At 41.2% G+C, this 19,359-nt stretch carries 17 protein-coding genes; 13 read left to right on the top strand and 4 right to left on the bottom strand.

The window, feature by feature from the left end; translation table 11 throughout:
* Positions 1 to 235: 235 nt before the first annotated feature.
* The 3 genes from EV579_RS04410 to EV579_RS04400 are packed head-to-tail and all read left to right on the top strand — an operon-like array spanning position 236 to position 2,942.
* Positions 236 to 976, top strand: a complete 741-nt coding sequence (locus tag EV579_RS04410) for an ABC transporter ATP-binding protein (RefSeq protein WP_073979228.1) — start codon at positions 236 to 238, stop codon at positions 974 to 976.
* On the top strand, positions 969 to 2,189 hold the full coding sequence (locus EV579_RS04405; protein ID WP_056766079.1) for an ABC transporter permease: 1,221 nt from the start codon (positions 969 to 971) through the stop codon (positions 2,187 to 2,189). Before EV579_RS04410 ends, EV579_RS04405 begins: the two co-directional genes overlap by 8 nt.
* A gap of 45 nt (positions 2,190 to 2,234) precedes the next feature.
* Entirely contained in the window at positions 2,235 to 2,942 is a 708-nt protein-coding gene (locus EV579_RS04400) for an EcsC family protein (RefSeq protein ID WP_024426561.1), read from the top strand.
* 230 nt (positions 2,943 to 3,172) lie between these two features.
* On the opposite strand, the gene EV579_RS04395 is transcribed toward EV579_RS04400, so the two are convergent.
* Entirely contained in the window at positions 3,173 to 4,360 is a 1,188-nt protein-coding gene (locus EV579_RS04395; RefSeq protein ID WP_073204570.1) for a M20 family metallopeptidase, read from the bottom strand.
* Positions 4,361 to 4,643: 283 nt separating this feature from the next.
* Here EV579_RS04395 and EV579_RS19105 point away from each other — a divergent pair, with 283 nt between their 5' ends.
* Complete coding sequence (locus tag EV579_RS19105; RefSeq protein WP_224426392.1) at positions 4,644 to 4,796, top strand: hypothetical protein; 153 nt, start codon at positions 4,644 to 4,646, stop codon at positions 4,794 to 4,796.
* Positions 4,797 to 4,861: 65 nt separating this feature from the next.
* On the opposite strand, the gene EV579_RS04385 is transcribed toward EV579_RS19105, so the two are convergent.
* Positions 4,862 to 5,347 carry an antibiotic biosynthesis monooxygenase family protein gene (locus tag EV579_RS04385; protein WP_024425462.1) on the bottom strand — a complete coding sequence of 162 codons (486 nt, stop codon included), beginning with the start codon at positions 5,345 to 5,347 and terminating at the stop codon, positions 4,862 to 4,864.
* Between the two features lie 127 nt (positions 5,348 to 5,474).
* Between EV579_RS04385 and EV579_RS04380 the strand changes: the two genes are divergently transcribed.
* The 7 genes from EV579_RS04380 (at position 5,475) to EV579_RS04350 (ending at position 15,519) form a co-directional block, all read left to right on the top strand.
* Positions 5,475 to 7,610 (top strand): transglycosylase domain-containing protein, encoded by a 2,136-nt coding sequence (locus tag EV579_RS04380; RefSeq protein WP_034624029.1) that lies wholly within the window; start codon positions 5,475 to 5,477, stop codon positions 7,608 to 7,610.
* 125 nt (positions 7,611 to 7,735) lie between these two features.
* On the top strand, positions 7,736 to 8,794 hold the full coding sequence (hemE, locus tag EV579_RS04375; protein ID WP_024425464.1) for a uroporphyrinogen decarboxylase: 1,059 nt from the start codon (positions 7,736 to 7,738) through the stop codon (positions 8,792 to 8,794).
* Positions 8,795 to 8,826: 32 nt separating this feature from the next.
* Complete coding sequence (hemH, locus tag EV579_RS04370; RefSeq protein ID WP_024425465.1) at positions 8,827 to 9,765, top strand: ferrochelatase; 939 nt, start codon at positions 8,827 to 8,829, stop codon at positions 9,763 to 9,765.
* 22 nt (positions 9,766 to 9,787) lie between these two features.
* A complete protein-coding gene (gene hemY / locus EV579_RS04365; protein ID WP_044333704.1) occupies positions 9,788 to 11,200 on the top strand; it encodes a protoporphyrinogen oxidase in 1,413 nt (470 codons plus the stop codon).
* 173 nt (positions 11,201 to 11,373) lie between these two features.
* Complete coding sequence (locus tag EV579_RS04360; RefSeq protein ID WP_024425467.1) at positions 11,374 to 11,952, top strand: TetR/AcrR family transcriptional regulator; 579 nt, start codon at positions 11,374 to 11,376, stop codon at positions 11,950 to 11,952.
* 64 nt (positions 11,953 to 12,016) lie between these two features.
* Positions 12,017 to 14,326 (top strand): YhgE/Pip domain-containing protein, encoded by a 2,310-nt coding sequence (locus EV579_RS04355; RefSeq protein ID WP_044333702.1) that lies wholly within the window; start codon positions 12,017 to 12,019, stop codon positions 14,324 to 14,326.
* 143 nt (positions 14,327 to 14,469) lie between these two features.
* Positions 14,470 to 15,519, top strand: a complete 1,050-nt coding sequence (locus EV579_RS04350; RefSeq protein WP_024425469.1) for a M42 family metallopeptidase — start codon at positions 14,470 to 14,472, stop codon at positions 15,517 to 15,519.
* A gap of 34 nt (positions 15,520 to 15,553) precedes the next feature.
* On the opposite strand, the gene EV579_RS04345 is transcribed toward EV579_RS04350, so the two are convergent.
* Together EV579_RS04345 and yhfH are read right to left on the bottom strand one after the other, a co-directional pair.
* Positions 15,554 to 16,843 (bottom strand): cation:dicarboxylate symporter family transporter, encoded by a 1,290-nt coding sequence (locus tag EV579_RS04345; RefSeq protein ID WP_024425470.1) that lies wholly within the window; start codon positions 16,841 to 16,843, stop codon positions 15,554 to 15,556.
* Positions 16,844 to 17,182: 339 nt separating this feature from the next.
* Entirely contained in the window at positions 17,183 to 17,320 is a 138-nt protein-coding gene (yhfH, locus tag EV579_RS04340; RefSeq protein WP_008359029.1) for a protein YhfH, read from the bottom strand.
* Positions 17,321 to 17,476: 156 nt separating this feature from the next.
* Between yhfH and EV579_RS04335 the strand changes: the two genes are divergently transcribed.
* Positions 17,477 to 18,220, top strand: coding sequence for an MBL fold metallo-hydrolase (locus EV579_RS04335; RefSeq protein WP_208300728.1), 744 nt, complete (start codon positions 17,477 to 17,479; stop codon positions 18,218 to 18,220).
* A gap of 2 nt (positions 18,221 to 18,222) precedes the next feature.
* Entirely contained in the window at positions 18,223 to 19,212 is a 990-nt protein-coding gene (gene lplA / locus EV579_RS04330) for a lipoate--protein ligase (RefSeq protein WP_024425472.1), read from the top strand.
* Positions 19,213 to 19,359 lie beyond the last annotated feature (147 nt).

The raw sequence follows: 19,359 nt of genomic DNA, 5'->3' as shown, positions 1-19,359 counted from the left end.
ATCAGTGAAGCAAAACAGAAGCTAAGGTTTTTAGATGAAAAACCAACTTGTCATGCGGTTCTTTGCCTTTAACAAACACCTCATTTACTTATTGGTCATCAAGTTCATTTCTTCTACATACATTATGATGACCAAAGCGCCTATTTTTTATTCATGACTCGTCTATAGGTAAACATTTCAAATTATCATTCGTTTTTGTTACTATAAAGGAAAAAAGAAAGAAAGGAACGAATTCATGTCCCTTCTCACTGTAAAAGATGTAACGGGCGGATATACGAAGAATCCCGTTCTAAAAAATATTTCATTTGAATTAGAAAGAAATCAAATCGTCGGTCTCATTGGCTTAAACGGGGCGGGGAAAAGTACAACCATCCGCCATATTATCGGGCTCATGAAACCGCATAAAGGTGTCATTGAATTGAATGGACGAACTCTTCAAGACGACCAAGAGGCGTATCGTTCACAATTTACATTTATTCCTGAAACACCTGTTTTATATGAAGAATTAACGTTAAAAGAGCATTTAGAGCTGACAGCGATGGCTTACGGTCTATCAAAGGAACAATTAGACGAACGCCTGCCATCATTGCTGAAAGAATTTCGAATGGAGAAAAGGCTGAAATGGTTCCCTGCTCATTTTTCAAAAGGAATGAAGCAGAAGGTCATGATTATGTGTGCATTCCTTGTGGAACCAGAGCTGTATATCATCGATGAACCTTTTTTAGGGCTTGATCCTCTTGCAATCAATGCACTGCTTGAACGGATGAATGCAGCGAAGAAAAGCGGCGCTAGTGTCCTGATGTCAACGCATATTTTAGCGACAGCTGAGCGCTATTGTGATTCCTTCATTATTTTGCACGAAGGGGAAATCAGAGCGAAAGGAACACTGGCAGAGCTGAGAGAACAGTTCAATATGAGAGATGCGACACTCGATGATCTTTATTTGGAATTAACAAAGGAAGAAAGCTATGAGTAAAACAACGCTTACTATTTGGAAATCAAGATTAGAGGAACACATACAAGAAACAAGAAAATACTTAAAATACATGTTCAACGATCATCTTGTCATTGTGCTCATTTTTTTCCTTGCAGGCGGAGCAAGCTGGTACAGCAGCTGGCTCAAACATATTCCAGCTCACTTCCCATCCTACTGGGTGATGGCAGTTGTTTTCTCATTGGTACTGACAAGCTCATACGTACGTACGTTGATTAAAGAAGCCGATCTCGTGTTTTTGCTTCCTTTGGAAGGGAAGATGGAGCCTTACTTAAAACAAGCGTTTAACTTTAGCTTCATTTCTCAGCTGTTTCCTCTCATTGCTGTATCCATTGTCGCACTTCCGCTTTATTCGGCGGTGTCTTCAGGAGGCATCACGGAGTATGTGCTGATATTGGCGCAAATGATCTTAATAAAGGGCCTGAATACAGCCATTCAATGGAGAATGACTTATTTTCAAGGAAAACACGTGAGATGGCTCGATGCAGCCCTTCGTTTTCTATTAAATATGATGTTGATCTACACCATCTTACAGGCAGCCTATGCGATTGCAATCGTTTTTTATCTTATCTACGGTGTCTATCTCGTCTACTTAACAAATGCAGTGAAAAAACAGCCCTTTCAATGGGAACTGCATATTTCTGATGAATTAAAACGGAAGCAGCGCTTTTATCGTTTGGCAAACTTATTTACAGATGTGCCTCACTTAAAGAAACAGGTGAAAAGAAGAGCATACATGGACTGGATGTTGAAGTTTGTTCCTTACGATCAGCGTAAAACTTTTTCTTATATGTATGTGAGGGCGTTTGTACGCTCAAATGACTATTTTGGTCTGGTGTTTAGATTAACGGCCGTGTTTGTCCTGATTATTTTGTATACAGGTGCAGCAGGCTGGGTGGGTGCGTTACTAGTCTTGTTCACAGTATTTATCACAGGTGTACAGCTTGTGCCGTTAACGAAGCACTTTGCTCATCTTTCATTACAGGCACTTTATCCAGTTTCTCAAAAAGAAAAGGATCGAAGCTTTTTTGTTCTCGTCCGTAATGTGCTCATCATCCAATCGATATTGCTGAGCTGTGCGGTACTTCCAGCAGGAGGCTGGCAGGGAAGTGGACTTGCCCTTCTCATTTCTGTAGCGTTTGTGCTTGTCCTCTTTAAGCCTTACGTACAAAGCAGGTTAAAAAAGATGAGATAAGTGGAGATTACAGCGAGCGTATGATGACATCAAGGAGGGGACCGGATGAATGCAGCTGAACGGAAGTTGTATGAAGAAGCCATTCTTTTTCAAACACGTTTTTTAAGAAAACCTTCAAAGATCGAACGGTTTTCAAAAGGAGTTCAGCAGCAGGTGAACCGCCGAATTCCTGCCAGGTTTCATCAAGTCATCACAAGTGCAGTCAAAACAATGGTTGAATCCACCGTATCAGGATCACACTTTACTTCATTTTCAGTGATTGATGAACAATTATCTATTGTAGAACGAAATGAACTGGCAAAGGATAAAGTGAAGTATTACCAAAAGGCGGCTGCTATCGAAGGGGTTGGAACAGGTGCAGGCGGTTTATTCCTCGGAATGGCAGACTTTCCGCTGCTGCTGAGCATAAAGATGAAATGCCTTTATGAGCTGGCGTGTATTTATGGCTTTGATTTATCTCAAAAGGAGGAAAGACTCTTTTTGCTCTGTATATTTCAACTCGCCTTTTCCAGCAGTGCACATCGTCAAAAAATGATGAAGATCATAGATGATTGGGAAACGAGCCGCGAGGAAATGGATTGGTACAGCTTTCAGCAGGAGTATCGAGATTACATTGATCTTGTAAAGCTGTTTCAATTAATGCCGGTCGTCGGAGCCGCTGTTGGCGGGGTGGCAAATCATCAGCTGACAGGACAGCTCGGAGAGGTTGCACGCCATGTGTTTCACTTGCGAATATTGAAAGAAATGAAATAGAAAAGCCGCTGATGACAGCGGCTTCAGATTGTTGACAAAGGGCTAAAATAATCTTTATTTTAGCCCTTTGTCTTCTTTTCAGCACAGCGTGATAGAAAACCTTTGCAGTCTAGGAAGGACGAGCAGCGGAGCGGAGCGAATTTGACATTCGTGAGCACCGGAGCGCAGACCTGACACCGAATGCGAGGGTTTGTCTACACGCTGAAACCGCTGATGACAGCGGCTTTTTTTTATTCATTGTAGGAAAGAACAGCGTTAGCGAGAACCTTTGCTGCGATAGGCATTGCTTTTTCGTTGATATCAAACTTTGGATGATGATGTGGATAGACGTCTTTGCTGTTTTCCGGCATGGCGCCTGTGTAGAAGAAGGTACCAGGGACATGCTGAAGGTAGTAAGCAAAGTCTTCTCCGCCCATTTGGGTTTCCGCTTCTTTTACTTCTGTGACACCTTCTGTCTGGTTTGCGATGCCAGCAATATATTCAGTCGGCTTTGGATGGTTTTTGACAGCAGGGTATCCTCTTACGTATTCATATGTGTAGGCAGCATCATGCATCTGGCATACCCCTTTTACCACCTGTTCAATTTCTCGTTCGATAATAAGCCGTGCACTTTCTTCAAAGGATCGTGCTGTACCCGTTAAAACAGCTGAATCTGCAATAACGTTAAAGGCATTCTCTGCTACAAAACCTCCAACAGAAACAACAGCAGAATCAATTGGATTGACTTTACGTGCAACGACTTGCTGCAGGTTTGCGACGATTTGTGAACCGATGAGTACGGCATCTTTTGTTAAATGAGGCTGGGCGCCATGTCCGCCTTTCCCTTGGACTTGAATGGAGAAACGATCGGCCGCTGCCATAAAGTTCCCGCTTTTATAAAGAATCGTGCCACAAGGCTCTGAAGACCAAAGGTGCGTACCAAATATCACATCGACCCCGTCTAAACAGCCGTCTTCAATCATTGGTTTTGCACCGCCGGGAGCATATTCTTCTGCATGCTGATGAATGAGGACGATCTTGCCTTTTAATTGATCACGATGCGTATGCAAGACTTTTGCTAATACAAGAAGTGTCGCAGTATGCCCATCGTGACCGCACGCATGCATCACACCAGGCTTTGTTGATTTGTAAGGTACATCTTTTTCATCGTGGATGGGAAGTGCATCAAAATCAGCTCTGAGGGCAATGGTTGGTCCCGGAGAAGCTCCTTCAATAAAAGCGAGTACGCCATGACCGCCCACCTTGGTGCGCGTAGGTATTTGTAATGTATCATAGTAGCTGGCGATGAAAGCGGCTGTTTCTTCTTCCTGAAAAGAAAGTTCAGGATTCATATGGAGATGGCGTCTAATTTCAACCATTTCCTCATAATGTTCATCAAGACGTTCATTGATGCTTTTTTGTAAAGTGGATATTGTCATTGAATCGAAAACCTCCTTCATGCTCTTTTACTGATTGTATGGTAATTGTTAGAATCTTTCAACAGAAGAGGATTTCGTGGTCAGTATCAAAAGGTCATTTTACATAAAAGTCGAAGTTGATATGAAGCAGGGAAAGGGAGGAGTAGCGTTGGGAAGCTGTCCAAATTGTTCAAAAACATTTTCTTTCGTCGAAAAATTTCATTTATCACATACGAAAATGATGATGTGTCCAAGCTGCCGGCATCAAATCAAAGAAACCTTTGTCTCAAAAATGAGTTTTTTTATGATCTGCTTGATTCCACTATTGGTGCTGCTGATTCAATTGAAAGGTGCTTCACCTATGTTGAAGTGGCCGGTCTTATTAGGTTGGATATTGCTGAATTTCTATGTGCTTCAGCCGATCATTCATCGGTACGAGCTGAAATCAAGTTCATAAAATGAAGAGCCCAGGCGACTGGGCTTTTTTTGATGAAAAAAAGAAGTGCTGAGAGCAGCACTTCCTTAATTGTCTGTGACGGCATGGTAGGATGTGAGGTAAGCTGGACGAGAGAAAATGGAGCCTGTATCTTCGTGTGGCTGAAAGAATGCTTCTGATTCTTGAAAGTCTTGAAATAAGTCCTCTGATTCCCAAAGTGTCAAAATCAAATAAACTTCTTCATCTTTTTGAGGTCTTAAAACGCGAATAGCCTGGAAGCCGCGCTGATGTTCTGAGATGTTCGTCTTTTTCTGAAAGGTGGATTCAAACAGTGCTCTGCTTTCAAGCTTAACAGGGATATGATTCAAGGTGACGAAACCAGATTGGACAAGCTCGCCTTTCGCATAAATCACATCATAGGCATGAGGGGCTTTAAATACAGTCTCACCCTCCGTTTCATGAAAAAGAGCTGCTTGTTCTTTTCCGACCATATAAAGCAGATTTTCCAGATGGTGTTTCTTTGCGATTTTATGCAAAAAATCTGCTGTTCCATATGTAATATAAAAATTCATCTAAACCGCCTCCTGCTTGATAGTATAACAAAAGAATGATATATAATTCTTTGGCAGTCAATCCATAAAACATATTATGAAGCAATACATCCCATACTATCCGTATAAAGGAATGAGGTGACCTAATTTGAAGAAAAAGAAGATAATCATTCCATTAGTCATTGCAGGAAGTACAATCGTACTCTCATTCATTGGCTATCTGACGATTTTATTTTTAGGACATTATGTCATAGATGAAAAGAAGCTTGTTTTTCACGCTTCCTCCAAAATCATTGATCAGAATGGAAAAGAACTCACAAGCATGTATTCAGAAAATCGGGACCCTGTGTCATTAAAAGAGGTGCCTGATAAAGTAGCAAAAGCTTTTGTGGCTGTCGAGGACAAGCGTTTTTATGAGCATCACGGAATTGATGCACAGTCTATTTCAAGGGCGGTTTATCGAGATATATTAGCAGGAGGGAAGGTAGAGGGCGGCAGTACAATTACCCAGCAGCTCGCAAAAAATATTTTTCTCACAAATGATAAAACCTTTCTTCGAAAAACGAAAGAAGTCATTATTGCCATTAATTTAGAGAGAGATTATTCAAAGGATAAGCTGCTAGAGATGTATTTGAATCAGCTTTACTTTGGCCATGGTGTTTATGGTATTCAGGCAGCAGCCAATTATTATTTTAGTAAGGATGTGAAAGATTTAACGGTCAGCGAAGGTGCCACACTCGCTGCGATGCCAAAGGCACCATCTTCTTACTCGCCTGTTTTACACCCTGATAAAAATAAACAGAGGCGGGACACCATCCTGAATTTAATGAACGAACAAGGATATTTGTCTTCAACAGAAACAGTAGAAGCAAAAGGGAGAACACTAGGCATTCATTTAAAAAAGAAATCAGAAACGCCTTGGGTGGACAGCTATGTTGATCTCATTATTAAAGAAGCAGAATCAGAGTATGCCATTTCGCATGAACAATTGCTTCAAGGCGGCTATACCATTACAGTTCCGATTGATATGAATCTGCAAAAAACCGCTTATGATGCGATGAAGAACAACCGTTATTTCCCGGGAAAAAGCGGTTCTCCGGAAGGCAGCGCCGTATTCATTGATAACGAGTCTGGTGGAGTGAAAGCAGCCATCGGGGGACGAGAATATCAGGCAAGAGGCTACAACAGGGTGACAGCTGTTAGGCAGCCGGGATCTGTTTTTAAGCCGATCGCAGTCTACGGCCCGGCAATGCAGGAGAAAAAATTCAGACCTTATTCACTGCTTGAAGACAAAGAAAAAAGCTATGACGGCTATTCACCTAAGAATTACGATGGGCAGTATGAAGACAGGGTCACAATGGTGGAAGCCCTCATGAAAAGTAAAAATACCGCTGCTGTGTGGACATTAAGCCAGCTGGGCATTGATACGTCGAAATCATATCTCGAGAAAATGGGGATAGATATCTCGGATAAAGGCTTAGCTATTGCACTTGGCGGTTTAGAAAAAGGAGTTTCTCCATTACAGATCGCTGGAGCCCTTCATACTTTTGCAAATGAAGGTGTATATAAAAAGCCTTTCTTTATTCAAAAAATCACCAATGATGAAGGAGAAACTGTAGAAAAGAATCGTAGTCAGCAAGAACGAGTATTTAGTGTGCAGAATGCTTGGAATATGACAAGAATGCTCCAGCAAGTCGTCAAGGGCGGAACAGCCCAGAGCGGTTCATACGCTGGAGATTTAGCAGGTAAGACAGGTACGACCACATATTCAGGTGTGAAAGGTGCAACAAAGGATGCTTGGTTTGCCGGCTATACGCCTAGTACAACGGGTGCAATTTGGATGGGGTATGACAAAACAGATAACAGCCACTATTTAACTGGAGGCAGTCAATACCCTGTGCAGCTGTTTAAAGATATTTTAACAGCAGCTCAAATCACCAATGAAACGTTTGAAAAACCAGAGGGGATTAAAGAGCTCGAGTCGCCCATCCATTTAGAGGGATTATCAGGATTTGAAGCTCGCTATGCGTTTAAAATCAAAGGCTTGTTTACATTAGAGCTGTCTTGGGACAATCAGGAGGATAAACGCATTGAATACCGCATCTATGAAAAGAGAAATGGAAGCGAGACGCTGATCGACACAGTGACAGGCGTGGACAGCTATACAATGCCGTATGCCAATGTATTTTCAAATGCAGAGTATAAGGTTGTTCCATATAATACCCAAACGCAAGAAGAAGGAGAAGGCAGTCCATATGTCAAGCCAGAGGCTTTTGGACGTTAATATTCGGCGATTTTTTGAACATTGAGCCGCTTTAGTATACCGTGCCTTGAAAAAACGGTATAGTAAAAGCAGGTTTGAGCCTTGTACAAAAAGAGAGTATAAGGCGAAAGGTGGAATGAAAGGTAATGGGAAAAACGAAGGTTTTTAATGACACGTTCTTAAAGGCGTGTAAAGGGGAAAAAACAGACCATGTACCAGTGTGGTATATGAGACAGGCAGGACGCTCACAGCCTGAATATCGTGCCCTTAAAGAAAAATACGGGCTATTTGAAATTACGCATCAGCCAGAGTTATGTGCTTATGTAACAAGACTTCCTGTAGAACAATATGGTGTAGATGCCGCTATTTTATATAAAGATATTATGACCCCGCTTCCGGCTATTGGAGTGGACGTAGAAATTAAAAATGGAATTGGACCTGTGATTGATGCACCGATTCGATCTAAAGCAGATATTGAACGTCTTGGGGAACTTCATCCTGAAGAAGACCTGCCATATGTGCTTGATACCATTCAGCTTTTAACGAAGGAGCAGCTGAATGTTCCGCTTATCGGTTTTGCTGGCGCACCATTTACGATGGCAAGCTATATGATTGAAGGCGGTCCATCTAAAAATTATCATAAAACAAAGGCGCTGATGTACAGTGATCCTGAGGCGTGGATGCTGCTCATGAACAAGTTAGCTGATATGACGATCACGTACATACGTGCGCAGGTAAAAGCCGGGGTCAGTGCATTTCAAATTTTCGACTCATGGGTTGGCGCTTTAAATGCAGCAGATTACCGGACATTCATTAAGCCTGTCATGCAGCGAATTTTCACAGAGCTGAAGTCTGAAAACGTCCCAATGATCATGTATGGAGTTGGTGCAAGCCATTTAGCGAAAGATTGGCATGACCTGCCGCTTGATGTGGTTGGACTGGATTGGCGTATGAGTGTAGACGAAGCAAGAAAAGAAGGGCTCACAAAAACGTTACAGGGGAACCTTGATCCAACTATTTTACTTGCTCCTTGGGAAGTCATTGAAGAGAGAGCAAAAGATATTTTAGATCAAGGAATGAAATCAGATCACTTTATCTTTAACTTAGGTCATGGGGTATTTCCAGATGTTTCACCAGATACGTTAAAGAAGCTGACAGATTTTATTCACGATTATTCAGCGAAACATAAAAAATCATCCATCTAAACTATTTCAAATGATCTGAAGGAGTGTTGGTTGTGGAGAAAAAGAAAATGGGACTTCTTGTCATGGCATATGGCACCCCATATAAAGAAGAAGATATTGAGCGTTATTATACACATATCCGCAGAGGCAGAAAGCCGGAGCCAGAGATGCTGCAAGATTTGAAGGATCGCTACAAGGCAATCGGCGGTATTTCTCCTTTATCAAAAATTACCGAACAGCAGGCAAATGGTTTGTGTGATCATTTGAACGACATCCAAGACGACATTGAATTTCATGTCTACATTGGCTTAAAGCATATTGAGCCGTTCATTGAGGATGCAGTTGCAGAGATGCACAAGGACGGCATCACAGAAGCAGTGAGTATTGTTCTTGCGCCGCATTTTTCAACCTTTAGCGTGAAATCGTATAACAAGCGTGCACAAGATGAGGCAGACAAGCTTGGCAATCTGAAGATGACGTCTGTGGAAAGCTGGTACGATGAGCCGAAGTTTGTGGACTATTGGGTGAAACAAGTGAAGGATACGTATGCATCAATGAGTGAAGAGGAAAGAGAATCAGCCGTACTCATTGTGTCTGCACACAGCCTTCCTGAAAAGATTATTGCAGCAGGAGATCCATATCCTGATCAGCTCGCACAATCTGCCAAAATGATTGCAGAAGGTGCAGGAATTGAACATTATGAAATTGGCTGGCAAAGCGAAGGCAACACGCCTGATCCATGGCTTGGACCAGACGTTCAAGACTTAACACGGGACCTATTCGAACAAAAAGGCTATAAAACGTTCGTATATGTGCCTGTTGGGTTTGTCGCTGACCATCTTGAAGTGTTATACGACAACGATTATGAATGTAAAGTCGTGACAGATGAAATCGGTGCAGCCTACTATCGACCAGAAATGCCAAATGCGAAACCAGCATTTATTGATGCCCTCGCAACTGTCGTATTAAAGAAGCTTGACGAAAGCAAGTAATTATATAAAAGAAGGCGATCCTATGCATGACAATCAAAAACACCTTGTCATCATTGGCGGTGGCATCACTGGTTTAGCCGCCGCCTTCTATTTGGAAAAGGAAGTCGAAGAAAAAGGTCTTCCCATTCAAATATCTCTTATTGAAGCGAGCCCTAGGCTAGGTGGAAAAATCCAAACATTATATAAAGACGGCTACATCATTGAACGTGGACCTGATTCATTTTTAGAAAGAAAGGTCAGTGGACCGCAGCTGGCGAAGGATGTGGGTCTCGCAGATCAGCTCGTCAATAATGAAACAGGGCAGGCATATGTACTAGTCAATGAAACCCTTCACCCGATGCCAAAAGGCGCTGTCATGGGTATTCCAACTCAAATCAGCCCATTCATCACAACCGGTCTTTTTTCAGTTGCAGGAAAAGCGAGAGCCGCAATGGATTTCGTCTTGCCAAAAAGCAAGCAAACAGAAGATCAGTCGCTCGGTGAATTTTTTAGAAGACGTGTCGGTGATGAAGTAGTTGAGAATTTAATCGAACCTCTTCTATCAGGCATTTATGCAGGTGACATTGACCGTCTCAGCTTAATGTCCACCTTCCCGCAGTTTTATCAAACAGAACAAAAGCATCGCAGTTTGATTCTTGGGATGAAAAAATCACAGCAGCATGCGAAAGCGCAGCAAGTGACAGCGAAAAAACAAGGGCAGTTCCAAACGATCAATCAAGGACTTCAAGCGCTTGTTGAAGCAGTAGAAAGCAAGCTCAAGCTGACAACGATTTATAAAGGGACAAAAGTGAAGCAGATTGAAAAAACAGATGGGGGCTACGGTGTGCAGTTAGACAGCGGTCAAACGCTTTTTGCTGATTCAGCCATTGTGACAACTCCGCATCAATCGATCTATTCCATGTTTCCAAAAGAAGCGGGGCTTGAGTACTTGCATGATATGACATCTACTTCTGTTGCAACGGTTGCACTCGGTTTTAAAGAAGAGGATGTTCATAATGAATATGACGGTACTGGTTTTGTCATCTCAAGAAACAGTGATTTCTCTATTACAGCCTGTACGTGGACGAACAAAAAATGGCCGCATACAGCTCCTAAAGGAAAAACGCTATTGCGTGCTTATGTAGGGAAGGCTGGCGACGAATCAATTGTCGAGCAGTCAGACCATCAAATCGTCAGCATTGTGCTGGAGGATTTGAAGAAAATTATGGATATTAAAGCAGATCCAGAACTGACGACAGTGACTCGCTGGAAGACGAGCATGCCGCAATATCACGTCGGTCATCAAAAAGCCATTTCGAACATGCGAGAAACGTTTAAGCAATCATATCCTGGTGTTTATATCACAGGTGCTGCTTTTGAAGGTGTCGGAATCCCTGATTGTATTGATCAAGGAAAAGCTGCCATTTCAGAGGCTGTATCCTATCTATTTTCATAAAACAAACTCCCTTTTCTATCAAGGAAAGGGAGTTTTTCATGTTCGAATAATTCAAAAAGAGTTGTGAATCATAAAACTGAACAAAGTTGTTGCATCTGGAGAAAAGGATATGGTATATTACTTTCTGTACTTAATGACCAAAACGTTCAAATAGTCATTTTGGGAGTGAGATCATGAGTGTTGATAGGAGACAAATGATTTTAGACGGGGCTACGAAGGCATTTACTCAATTCGGGTATAAAGCCACCACAATGGACCTTGTGGCGAAGCTTGCCAATGTCGGAAAAGGAACCATTTATACCTTTTTCAAAAACAAAGAAGAGCTGTTCGATGAAATTTTTACATCCCTTTTAATGGAGATGAGGAAAATTGCGGATGAAGCAATGGATGAGGAGAAAAGTTTCTCTGAAAACCTTCATTTAGCACTCTTTGCAATATTGGAATTTCGAAAAAACCACCAGCTCACAATCAAAATCTTTCAGGAAAATGCGGAGCTTGGCACGTCAGCGGTCAAGGAAATGATTGAGAAGATGGAGCAAATGATCATTCGCTATATTAAAACGAAAGTAAAAGAAGCGATTGATAAAGGCGATATTAAGCCATGTGATCCTGAATTGACTGCATTTGTGATGGTGAAACTATATATTGCACTTATTTTTGATTGGGAAAAGCGATACGAGCCTTTAACAAAAGAAGAGGTGGCCGAGTCGCTGGAGCTTTATGTACTCAAAGGACTTTTAGCCGCAACATAATTTTTTTTAAGTTCAAATGACCAAATTCTAAATTTAGTCATTCATCTATGGGAGGAAAACAGCAATGAATTTAATTCGGAATCAATGGAAAGACATTGTGACGAGCAAAAAACTACTGATCCCGATTTTCGCTGTCTTATTTATTCCGCTGATTTACAGCGGCGTATTTTTAAAAGCGTACTGGGATCCATATGGTACAGTTGATCAATTGCCTGTAGCGGTTGTCAACTTGGACGAAGGCAGTCATTATGACGGAAAAACACTGCATGTCGGCGATGATTTAGTGAAGGAATTAAAGAAAAATGATAATTTCAAATGGAACTTTGTCGATAGTGAAGAAAAAGCCTTGAAGGGATTAAATAACGAGGATTATTATCTCGTCGTGGAAATACCAAAGGATTTCTCGAAAAATGCAAGTACAGTCCTTGATAAACATCCGAAAAAATCGAATCTGAAATATTATACGAATCCAGGCGCCAACTATGCGGCGTCACAAATTGCGAATAATGCCATTATCAAATTAAAAGATTCGGTTTCAAAGGAAGTCACAAAAAATTACGCAGAGGTCATTTTTGATAACTTCAAAACGATTGCAAAAGGCTTAGATCAAGCAAGCGATGGTGCGAAGAAAATTGATGACGGAACAAAAAATGCAAAAGATGGCAGTAACAAATTAAAAGAAAATCTAGCAAAATTGGCTGAGGGAACGTTAACCTATAGCGAAGGTGTTCATCAGTTTGCTGGTAAAATGGGTGAACTGAACACAGGGATACAATCTCTTGACAGCGGTCTTGGCCAGCTCTTAACAGGCTATCAAACCATCGATCAGAAATTTGGAGAGCTTGGTACAGGGATTGATACATTGACTGAAGGGCTAAACACAAGCCGCGAAGGTCATCAGCAGCTCGCTTCTAAAATGCCGCAATTTACAGCGGGTATTGAGCAGCTAAACAACAAAGCACAATCTTTTTCAGAAAAAATCGAAGCAGTAGAAAAAGTCTTGTCGTCACCAGAATTAGCGAATCTTGAAAAGATGGCGCCTAAACTTGATCAGGTGAAAAAAGACGCAAAAACGTTTAGTACAAAACTGGCTTCATTAAAAGAAGCGTTATCGAATCGAGATGCTAAAGTAAAAAGCATCATCCAAAACAGCTCAATGACAGATGAAGAGAAAAAGGCGGCAATGGATCAGCTTGACAGTCTGCCTAAAATCGAACTGCCTGATCTATCTGGACTTGAACAAAGCTTAGCGGCCTTGCAGGAACTGCCTGATGCAGGTGAGGTTCAATCTGCGGTTGCTTCTGCAAAAGCTCAGCTGCAGCAAGTCAAACAGCTGCCAAAGAAAACGGAACAGCTGTACACGTCTACAGTCGCGATACAAAATGCGATTGATCAAATGACATCTGGTACGAATAAATTGTATCAAGGTGCACTGAAGCTCCAAACAGGTCAAGGCCAATTACAAGATGGTCTGCAAACAGCAAATGGAAAGCTTGATACAGCGAAAAACGGTGCAGATAAGCTTGCGAATGGTTCAAGCCAGCTTAGTGCAGCGTTAAATAAGCTGGAAAGTGGTTCAACGAATATCCAAAGCAACACATCTAAGCTTGCTGAAGGTTCAAAATCACTCGATAAAGGATTGGGAGATTTAAAGAGCGGTACAGGTAAGCTGTCTGATAAATTAAAAAGTGCCGCAGATGAAACAGGAGAAATTGATGCGGGTCAAGACAATTACAATATGATTGCGAGTCCCGTGAAAACAGAAAATGATACAGCGAAAAAGATCGATAATTATGGTACAGGGCTCACACCTTATATTTTATCGATGGGACTCTTTGTAGGGGCTCTCATGCTCACTGTTGTATTCCCAATGAAAGACCCTGCTGGACGCCCTAGAAATGCGTTTGAATGGTTTTTCAGCAAATATAGTGTGCTCCTCTTTGTCGGTATCCTGCAAGCAGTTATTGCAAGCTCCATGCTCATCTTTGGGCTTGGTCTTGAGGTGGAAAGCCTCTGGCGCTTCTATCTCTTTGCGATTATCGTCAGTCTGACATTCTTAGCGATCATTCAGCTGCTGGCGACAACTATGGGGAACCCAGGACGCTTCATTGCCGTTATTATCTTGGTTCTTCAGCTCGCAGCAAGTGCTGGTACATTCCCGCTTGAGCTTGTGCCGAAATTCTTCCAAGTCATTCATAGTCTACTTCCAATGACGTATACCATCAACGGGTTTAGAACGATCATTGCAAGCGGTGATGACAGCTATTTATGGCACCAAGCAGCGATCCTTGGAACAGTTGCGATCATCATGATGGCAGCAACAACAGCATACTTTGCTTGGAACGTAAGAAAAATGAAACAGGACGAAGCTTAATCTATGAATCCTTCCTCTTTATAGAGGAAGGATTTTTCATTTGAAATTAGACATCTCGAACCTGAAGCGATATATTTTAAGAAGAGATGCTGAAAAAGGCATACATGGAAGGAATTGCTTTCAGACAAAGGAGGAAATGCCGAATGACAACTGAAGTAAACGAAACCGTTCAGCTGATTCAAAAGCTCGTATCAATCCCAAGTCCATCAGGCAATACAGAAAAAGTGATCGGCTTTGTTGAACGTTTTTTACAAGATTTAAATATTGAGACAAAACGAAATCGAAAAGGCGGATTAATTGCCACCATCAAAGGGACAAATGACAAAGAACACCGCATGCTGACAGCGCATGTTGATACGCTCGGTGCGATGGTTAAGGAAATTAAATCAAATGGACGGCTTCGTCTTGCACTCATTGGAGGCTTTCAATATAACTCAATTGAAGGCGAATATTGTGAAATTGAAACAGCATCAGGCCATACATACACAGGGACCATTCTTATGCATCAAACATCCGTACACGTCTATGCGGATGCTGGAAAAGCGAAACGAAATCAAGAAAATATGGAGATTCGTCTCGATGAAAAGGTGAAAAATGCAGACGATATCAAAGCACTTGGCATTCAAGTAGGGGACTTTATTTCATTTGATCCGAGAGTGGAAGTGACGTCTTCAGGGTTTATTAAATCAAGACATCTTGATGATAAGGCAAGTGTTGCGCTGCTTTTGCGTCTCATCCACCGGATTCAAAAGGAAAAGATCACATTGCCGCATACGACGCATTTCTTAATTTCTAATAATGAAGAGATTGGCTACGGCGGCAACTCGAATATTCCAGAAGAAACAGTGGAATATCTAGCTGTAGATATGGGTGCGATCGGTGACGGTCAATCAACAGATGAATATAGTGTATCGATTTGTGTAAAGGATTCGAGCGGCCCTTATCACTATGGATTACGCAAGCATTTAGCTGCATTAGCAGAAGAGAACAACATTGATTACCGCCTTGATATTTACCCTTATTATGGCTCTGATGCATCAGCAGCCATTAGAGCAGGGCATGATATCATTCATGGACTGATTGGTCCTGGTATAGACTCCTCGCATGCTTTTGAAAGAACACATGAAGATTCACTTATCCATACAGCGGATCTCCTTTACTACTATATTCAATCACCATTAATCACAGCATAAAAAAAGAACCCCTGATAGATGGGGTTCTTTTTGATTAGCTTGAAAGCTGTGTTGGCTCAGGTGCCTCTTGTCCAGTCATCACACGATGTCCTTTTTCAGGGTCATACTGCCCTTCCCATTTAGACATGACAACAGCTGCAAGTGCATTTCCTGTTAAGTTTACAACTGTCCGCGCCATATCCATGATACGGTCCACACCTGCAATAAATGCAAGACCTTCAGCAGGTACACCGATCGTTCCTAATGTCGCGAGTAATACAACAAATGAAGTACCAGGAACGGCAGCCATTCCTTTAGATGTAACCATCAGCACAAGAACTAGTGTAAGCTGCTGGACGATCGTAAGGTCAATGCCATATACCTGTGCAAGGAAAAGCGCAGCAATGGCTTGATACAAGACGGAGCCGTCCAGATTAAATGTATAACCGATTGGGATAACGAACGAAACAATTCCTTTTGGACATCCGATGCGCTCCATTTTATCCATGACTCTTGGTAAAACTGTTTCAGAGCTGGATGTACTAAAGGCAAGAAGCATTTCGTCTTTCATGTAAGCAAGAAATCTGAAAATATTGACGCCAATCATCTTTCCGATAATTCCGAATACAACGATAAGGAAGAGAGCGAGCGCAAAATAAACAAGACCTACAAGCTTACCTAATGAAATAAGAGATTCAAGACCAAATTTTGATACGGTCACACCAATGAGTGCAAATACACCAAATGGTGCAGCTTTCATCACAACATTGACGACATGGAACATGGCATGTGATACACCTTCGAAGAAGGCGAGCACTGGTTTACCGCGTTCCCCAATCGCTGAAACGCCAAGTGCAAATAGCACAGTGAAGAAAATAATCGCAAGCAAATCACCTTCCGCCAATGATTGGAAGAAGTTCGTTGGAACGATATGAAGGAACGTATCAGCAACTGATTTGCTGCTTTGCTCTTTTTCCGTTTCAACATACTGGCTAATATCTTGTTTTTCTGCATGTCCAAAGTCAACGCCTGCACCAGGTTGTACAAAGTTTGCAAGGACAAGACCAAGGACAATCGCAAATGTTGTGATAATTTCAAAATAAAGAATGGTTCTAAAACCTAGTTTCCCTACTTTTTTACCATCACCCGCACCTGCAACACCTAAAATTAAGCTGGATACGACAATTGGTATGACAATCATCTTGATGAGTCTTAAGAAGAAGTCTCCAATTGGTTTTAAGTATGTCTCGACACCTGGGTTACCGAAAAAGATTGCCCCAACAACGACACCGAGAATAAGACCGATTAGGATTTGAGTAGCCAATCCAAATTTTAATTTTTTCATAGATTTCCTCCCTAACATATTCATTAAAGGAATATTCCCATCATATTAAGTTTTAATATATGAATTAAAGTATAACTAAAATTAAAGAGGTTCGTCCACGATAAAATTATATTAAGAAAATACAAAATTGTTAGAAAAAATAGACATTTAGAACCCCCTTCATTGCTTCGAGTCAATAAAAAGTGTCTTCAGAACTAAAACTCATCATATGAAAATACTAAAAAACCCTTTTGTGACAGGGGTTTTACCTTTTTACCTATTTTTCAGAAAAAATAAAAAGCACTTTTGACTCCAACTGACGAAGGAGGAAAAAAGTGCTTTTTTATTCAATTTATTTCCTTATTTAAGATAACTTACTTGTGAGCATTCCTCACATTCATTACCATAACACTCGTGCTGTTCCATTAAATCATTTCCACATTTTGTGCATTTTTTTGAGGGCAAATTTCTAAAAAACTCTGTGATTTTTCCTAGCATTTGTCATCCTCCTATACGTTTTGTTGCTATTATTGTATTATAACAGATTAATAATTGTCAATCTGTTTTGTAACAATAGGCAGGAAGAATGCTTTTTTCATGAAAAATGGGTATATTGTAAGAAGGGGATTTTTAGAAAAGGAGGGAAAAATGACGATGAAATTAACCGTAATTGGATGCTATGGAGGGTTTCCGGCAGCTGGTGAAGCGACATCAGGCTACCTTTTTGAATCAAATGGCTTTCGTCTTCTTGTAGACTGCGGAAGCGGTGTTCTTTCAAAGCTTCAGCAATACATTGATATAGAAGAACTAGATGCTGTTCTCCTTTCTCATTATCACCACGATCATATTGCAGATATCGGACCACTCCAATATGCGAAGCTAGTGGGATATCATTTAGGAAAAAGCAGCGGCCCGCTTCCGATCTATGGACATACTGGTGATCAAGAAGCATTTGGACGGCTTTCTGATGATGTACATACAAAGGCAAAGCCTTATCAGCCGGAAAAAGGGATTCAACTCGGACCCTTTCAAATTGATTTTTTGAAAACGGTTCATCCAGCAGAATGCTATGCGATGAGAATTCAGGCAGAAGATGCTGTGGTCGTGTATACAGCAGACTCAAGCTATCAGGAGGCATTTATTCCATTTAGCAAGGGGGCAGATCTGCTCATTGCCGAAAGCAATTTTTACGCTGGACAAGATGGATCAGGTGCTGGACATATGAACAGTACGGAAGTAGGGAAGATTGCAAAGGAAGCAAATGTTGGGGAACTCATCATCACTCATCTGCCCCATTTTGGTCGTCATAAAGACCTAGTCAATGAAGCACAGGCGTTATATACTGGCAGTATACAGCTTGCCCATTCAGGGCTTAGATGGAACAAGGAAGGAAGATAGAGATGCTGTTTATCGATAACGAACAACATTATGATCCAATGATTAATTTGGCAATTGAAGAATATTGCTTAAAATATTTAGATCCAGAAGAAACCTATTTGCTGTTTTACATTAATCAGCCGTCGATCATTATTGGAAAGAACCAAAATACAATAGAAGAAATCAACACAAAGTATGTGGAAGACAACGGAATCAAAGTCGTGCGCCGCTTATCCGGCGGTGGTGCAGTTTACCATGACAAAGGGAACTTAAACTTCAGCTTTATCACAAAAGATGATGGAGACAGCTTCCATAACTTTAAAAAGTTCACAGAGCCAGTCATCAAAGCGCTTGAAAAGCTGGGCGTTAAAGCTGAATTGAGCGGCAGAAATGACATCATGGCAGATGGACGTAAAATTTCTGGAAATGCCCAGTTCGCAACAAGAGGACGTATTTTCAGCCATGGCACACTGCTATTTGATTCAGAAATTGAACATGTCGTTTCGGCTTTAAATGTGAAAAAAGAAAAAATTGAATCAAAAGGCATCAAATCGATTAGAAGCAGGGTTGCCAATATCAGTGAACTGATGGATCAAAAAATGACAACAGAAGAATTTAGAAAAATTCTTTTAAGCTACATTTTTGATACAAATGGGGACGTTCCTCAATATCGCCTGACTGAAAAGGATTGGGAAAAGATTCACGAAATTTCTCGAGATCGTTATCAAAAATGGGAATGGAACTACGGCCGTTCACCGAAATTTAATTTGCAGCATTCTAAGAGATTCCCTGCAGGCTCCATTGATTTGCGATTAGAAGTGAAAAAAGGGATGATCCAGGATTGCAAAATCTTTGGTGATTTCTTTGGCGTAGGGGATATTGCCGATATTGAGAAGCGGCTCATCGGACAGCAATATGATCGTAAAACGATCAGTGATGTCTTAGAAGATATGGATATGCGCCACTATTTCGGCAACGTATCAAAAGAGGATTTTCTTGATTTGATTTATTAATTCGAGAAAGCACGGCTAGAGATAGCAGTGCTTTTTTGATTGAAGGAAATGAAAGCGATTTACATTTGATCTTGTGGATTTTTTCGATTGTCTATTATAATAGAAAGGAGGAATGTTCGGCCATAAAATGAATGGTCATTCATTCAT

It is taken from the genome of Bacillus sp. BK450 (genome assembly GCF_004364885.1).
Classification (GTDB): Bacteria; Bacillota; Bacilli; order Bacillales; family Bacillaceae; genus Bacillus; species Bacillus safensis.
This window is presented reverse-complemented; position numbering and strand designations above follow the sequence as displayed.

Excerpts from the sequence above, each read along its gene's own strand:
- hemY (WP_044333704.1), top strand. The coding sequence starts at position 9,788 with ATGCATGACAATCAAAAACACCTTGTCATCATTGGCGGTGGCATCACT.
- EV579_RS04335 (WP_208300728.1), top strand. The coding sequence starts at position 17,477 with ATGAAATTAACCGTAATTGGATGCTATGGAGGGTTTCCGGCAGCTGGT.
- EV579_RS04410 (WP_073979228.1), top strand. The coding sequence starts at position 236 with ATGTCCCTTCTCACTGTAAAAGATGTAACGGGCGGATATACGAAGAAT.
- EV579_RS04355 (WP_044333702.1), top strand. The coding sequence starts at position 12,017 with ATGAATTTAATTCGGAATCAATGGAAAGACATTGTGACGAGCAAAAAA.
- EV579_RS04400 (WP_024426561.1), top strand. The coding sequence starts at position 2,235 with ATGAATGCAGCTGAACGGAAGTTGTATGAAGAAGCCATTCTTTTTCAA.
- EV579_RS04360 (WP_024425467.1), top strand. The coding sequence starts at position 11,374 with ATGAGTGTTGATAGGAGACAAATGATTTTAGACGGGGCTACGAAGGCA.
- EV579_RS04350 (WP_024425469.1), top strand. The coding sequence starts at position 14,470 with ATGACAACTGAAGTAAACGAAACCGTTCAGCTGATTCAAAAGCTCGTA.
- EV579_RS04395 (WP_073204570.1), bottom strand. The coding sequence starts at position 4,360 with ATGACAATATCCACTTTACAAAAAAGCATCAATGAACGTCTTGATGAA.
- yhfH (WP_008359029.1), bottom strand. The coding sequence starts at position 17,320 with ATGCTAGGAAAAATCACAGAGTTTTTTAGAAATTTGCCCTCAAAAAAA.
- hemE (WP_024425464.1), top strand. The coding sequence starts at position 7,736 with ATGGGAAAAACGAAGGTTTTTAATGACACGTTCTTAAAGGCGTGTAAA.
- EV579_RS19105 (WP_224426392.1), top strand. The coding sequence starts at position 4,644 with ATGATCTGCTTGATTCCACTATTGGTGCTGCTGATTCAATTGAAAGGT.
- EV579_RS04385 (WP_024425462.1), bottom strand. The coding sequence starts at position 5,347 with ATGAATTTTTATATTACATATGGAACAGCAGATTTTTTGCATAAAATC.
- lplA (WP_024425472.1), top strand. The coding sequence starts at position 18,223 with ATGCTGTTTATCGATAACGAACAACATTATGATCCAATGATTAATTTG.
- EV579_RS04345 (WP_024425470.1), bottom strand. The coding sequence starts at position 16,843 with ATGAAAAAATTAAAATTTGGATTGGCTACTCAAATCCTAATCGGTCTT.
- EV579_RS04405 (WP_056766079.1), top strand. The coding sequence starts at position 969 with ATGAGTAAAACAACGCTTACTATTTGGAAATCAAGATTAGAGGAACAC.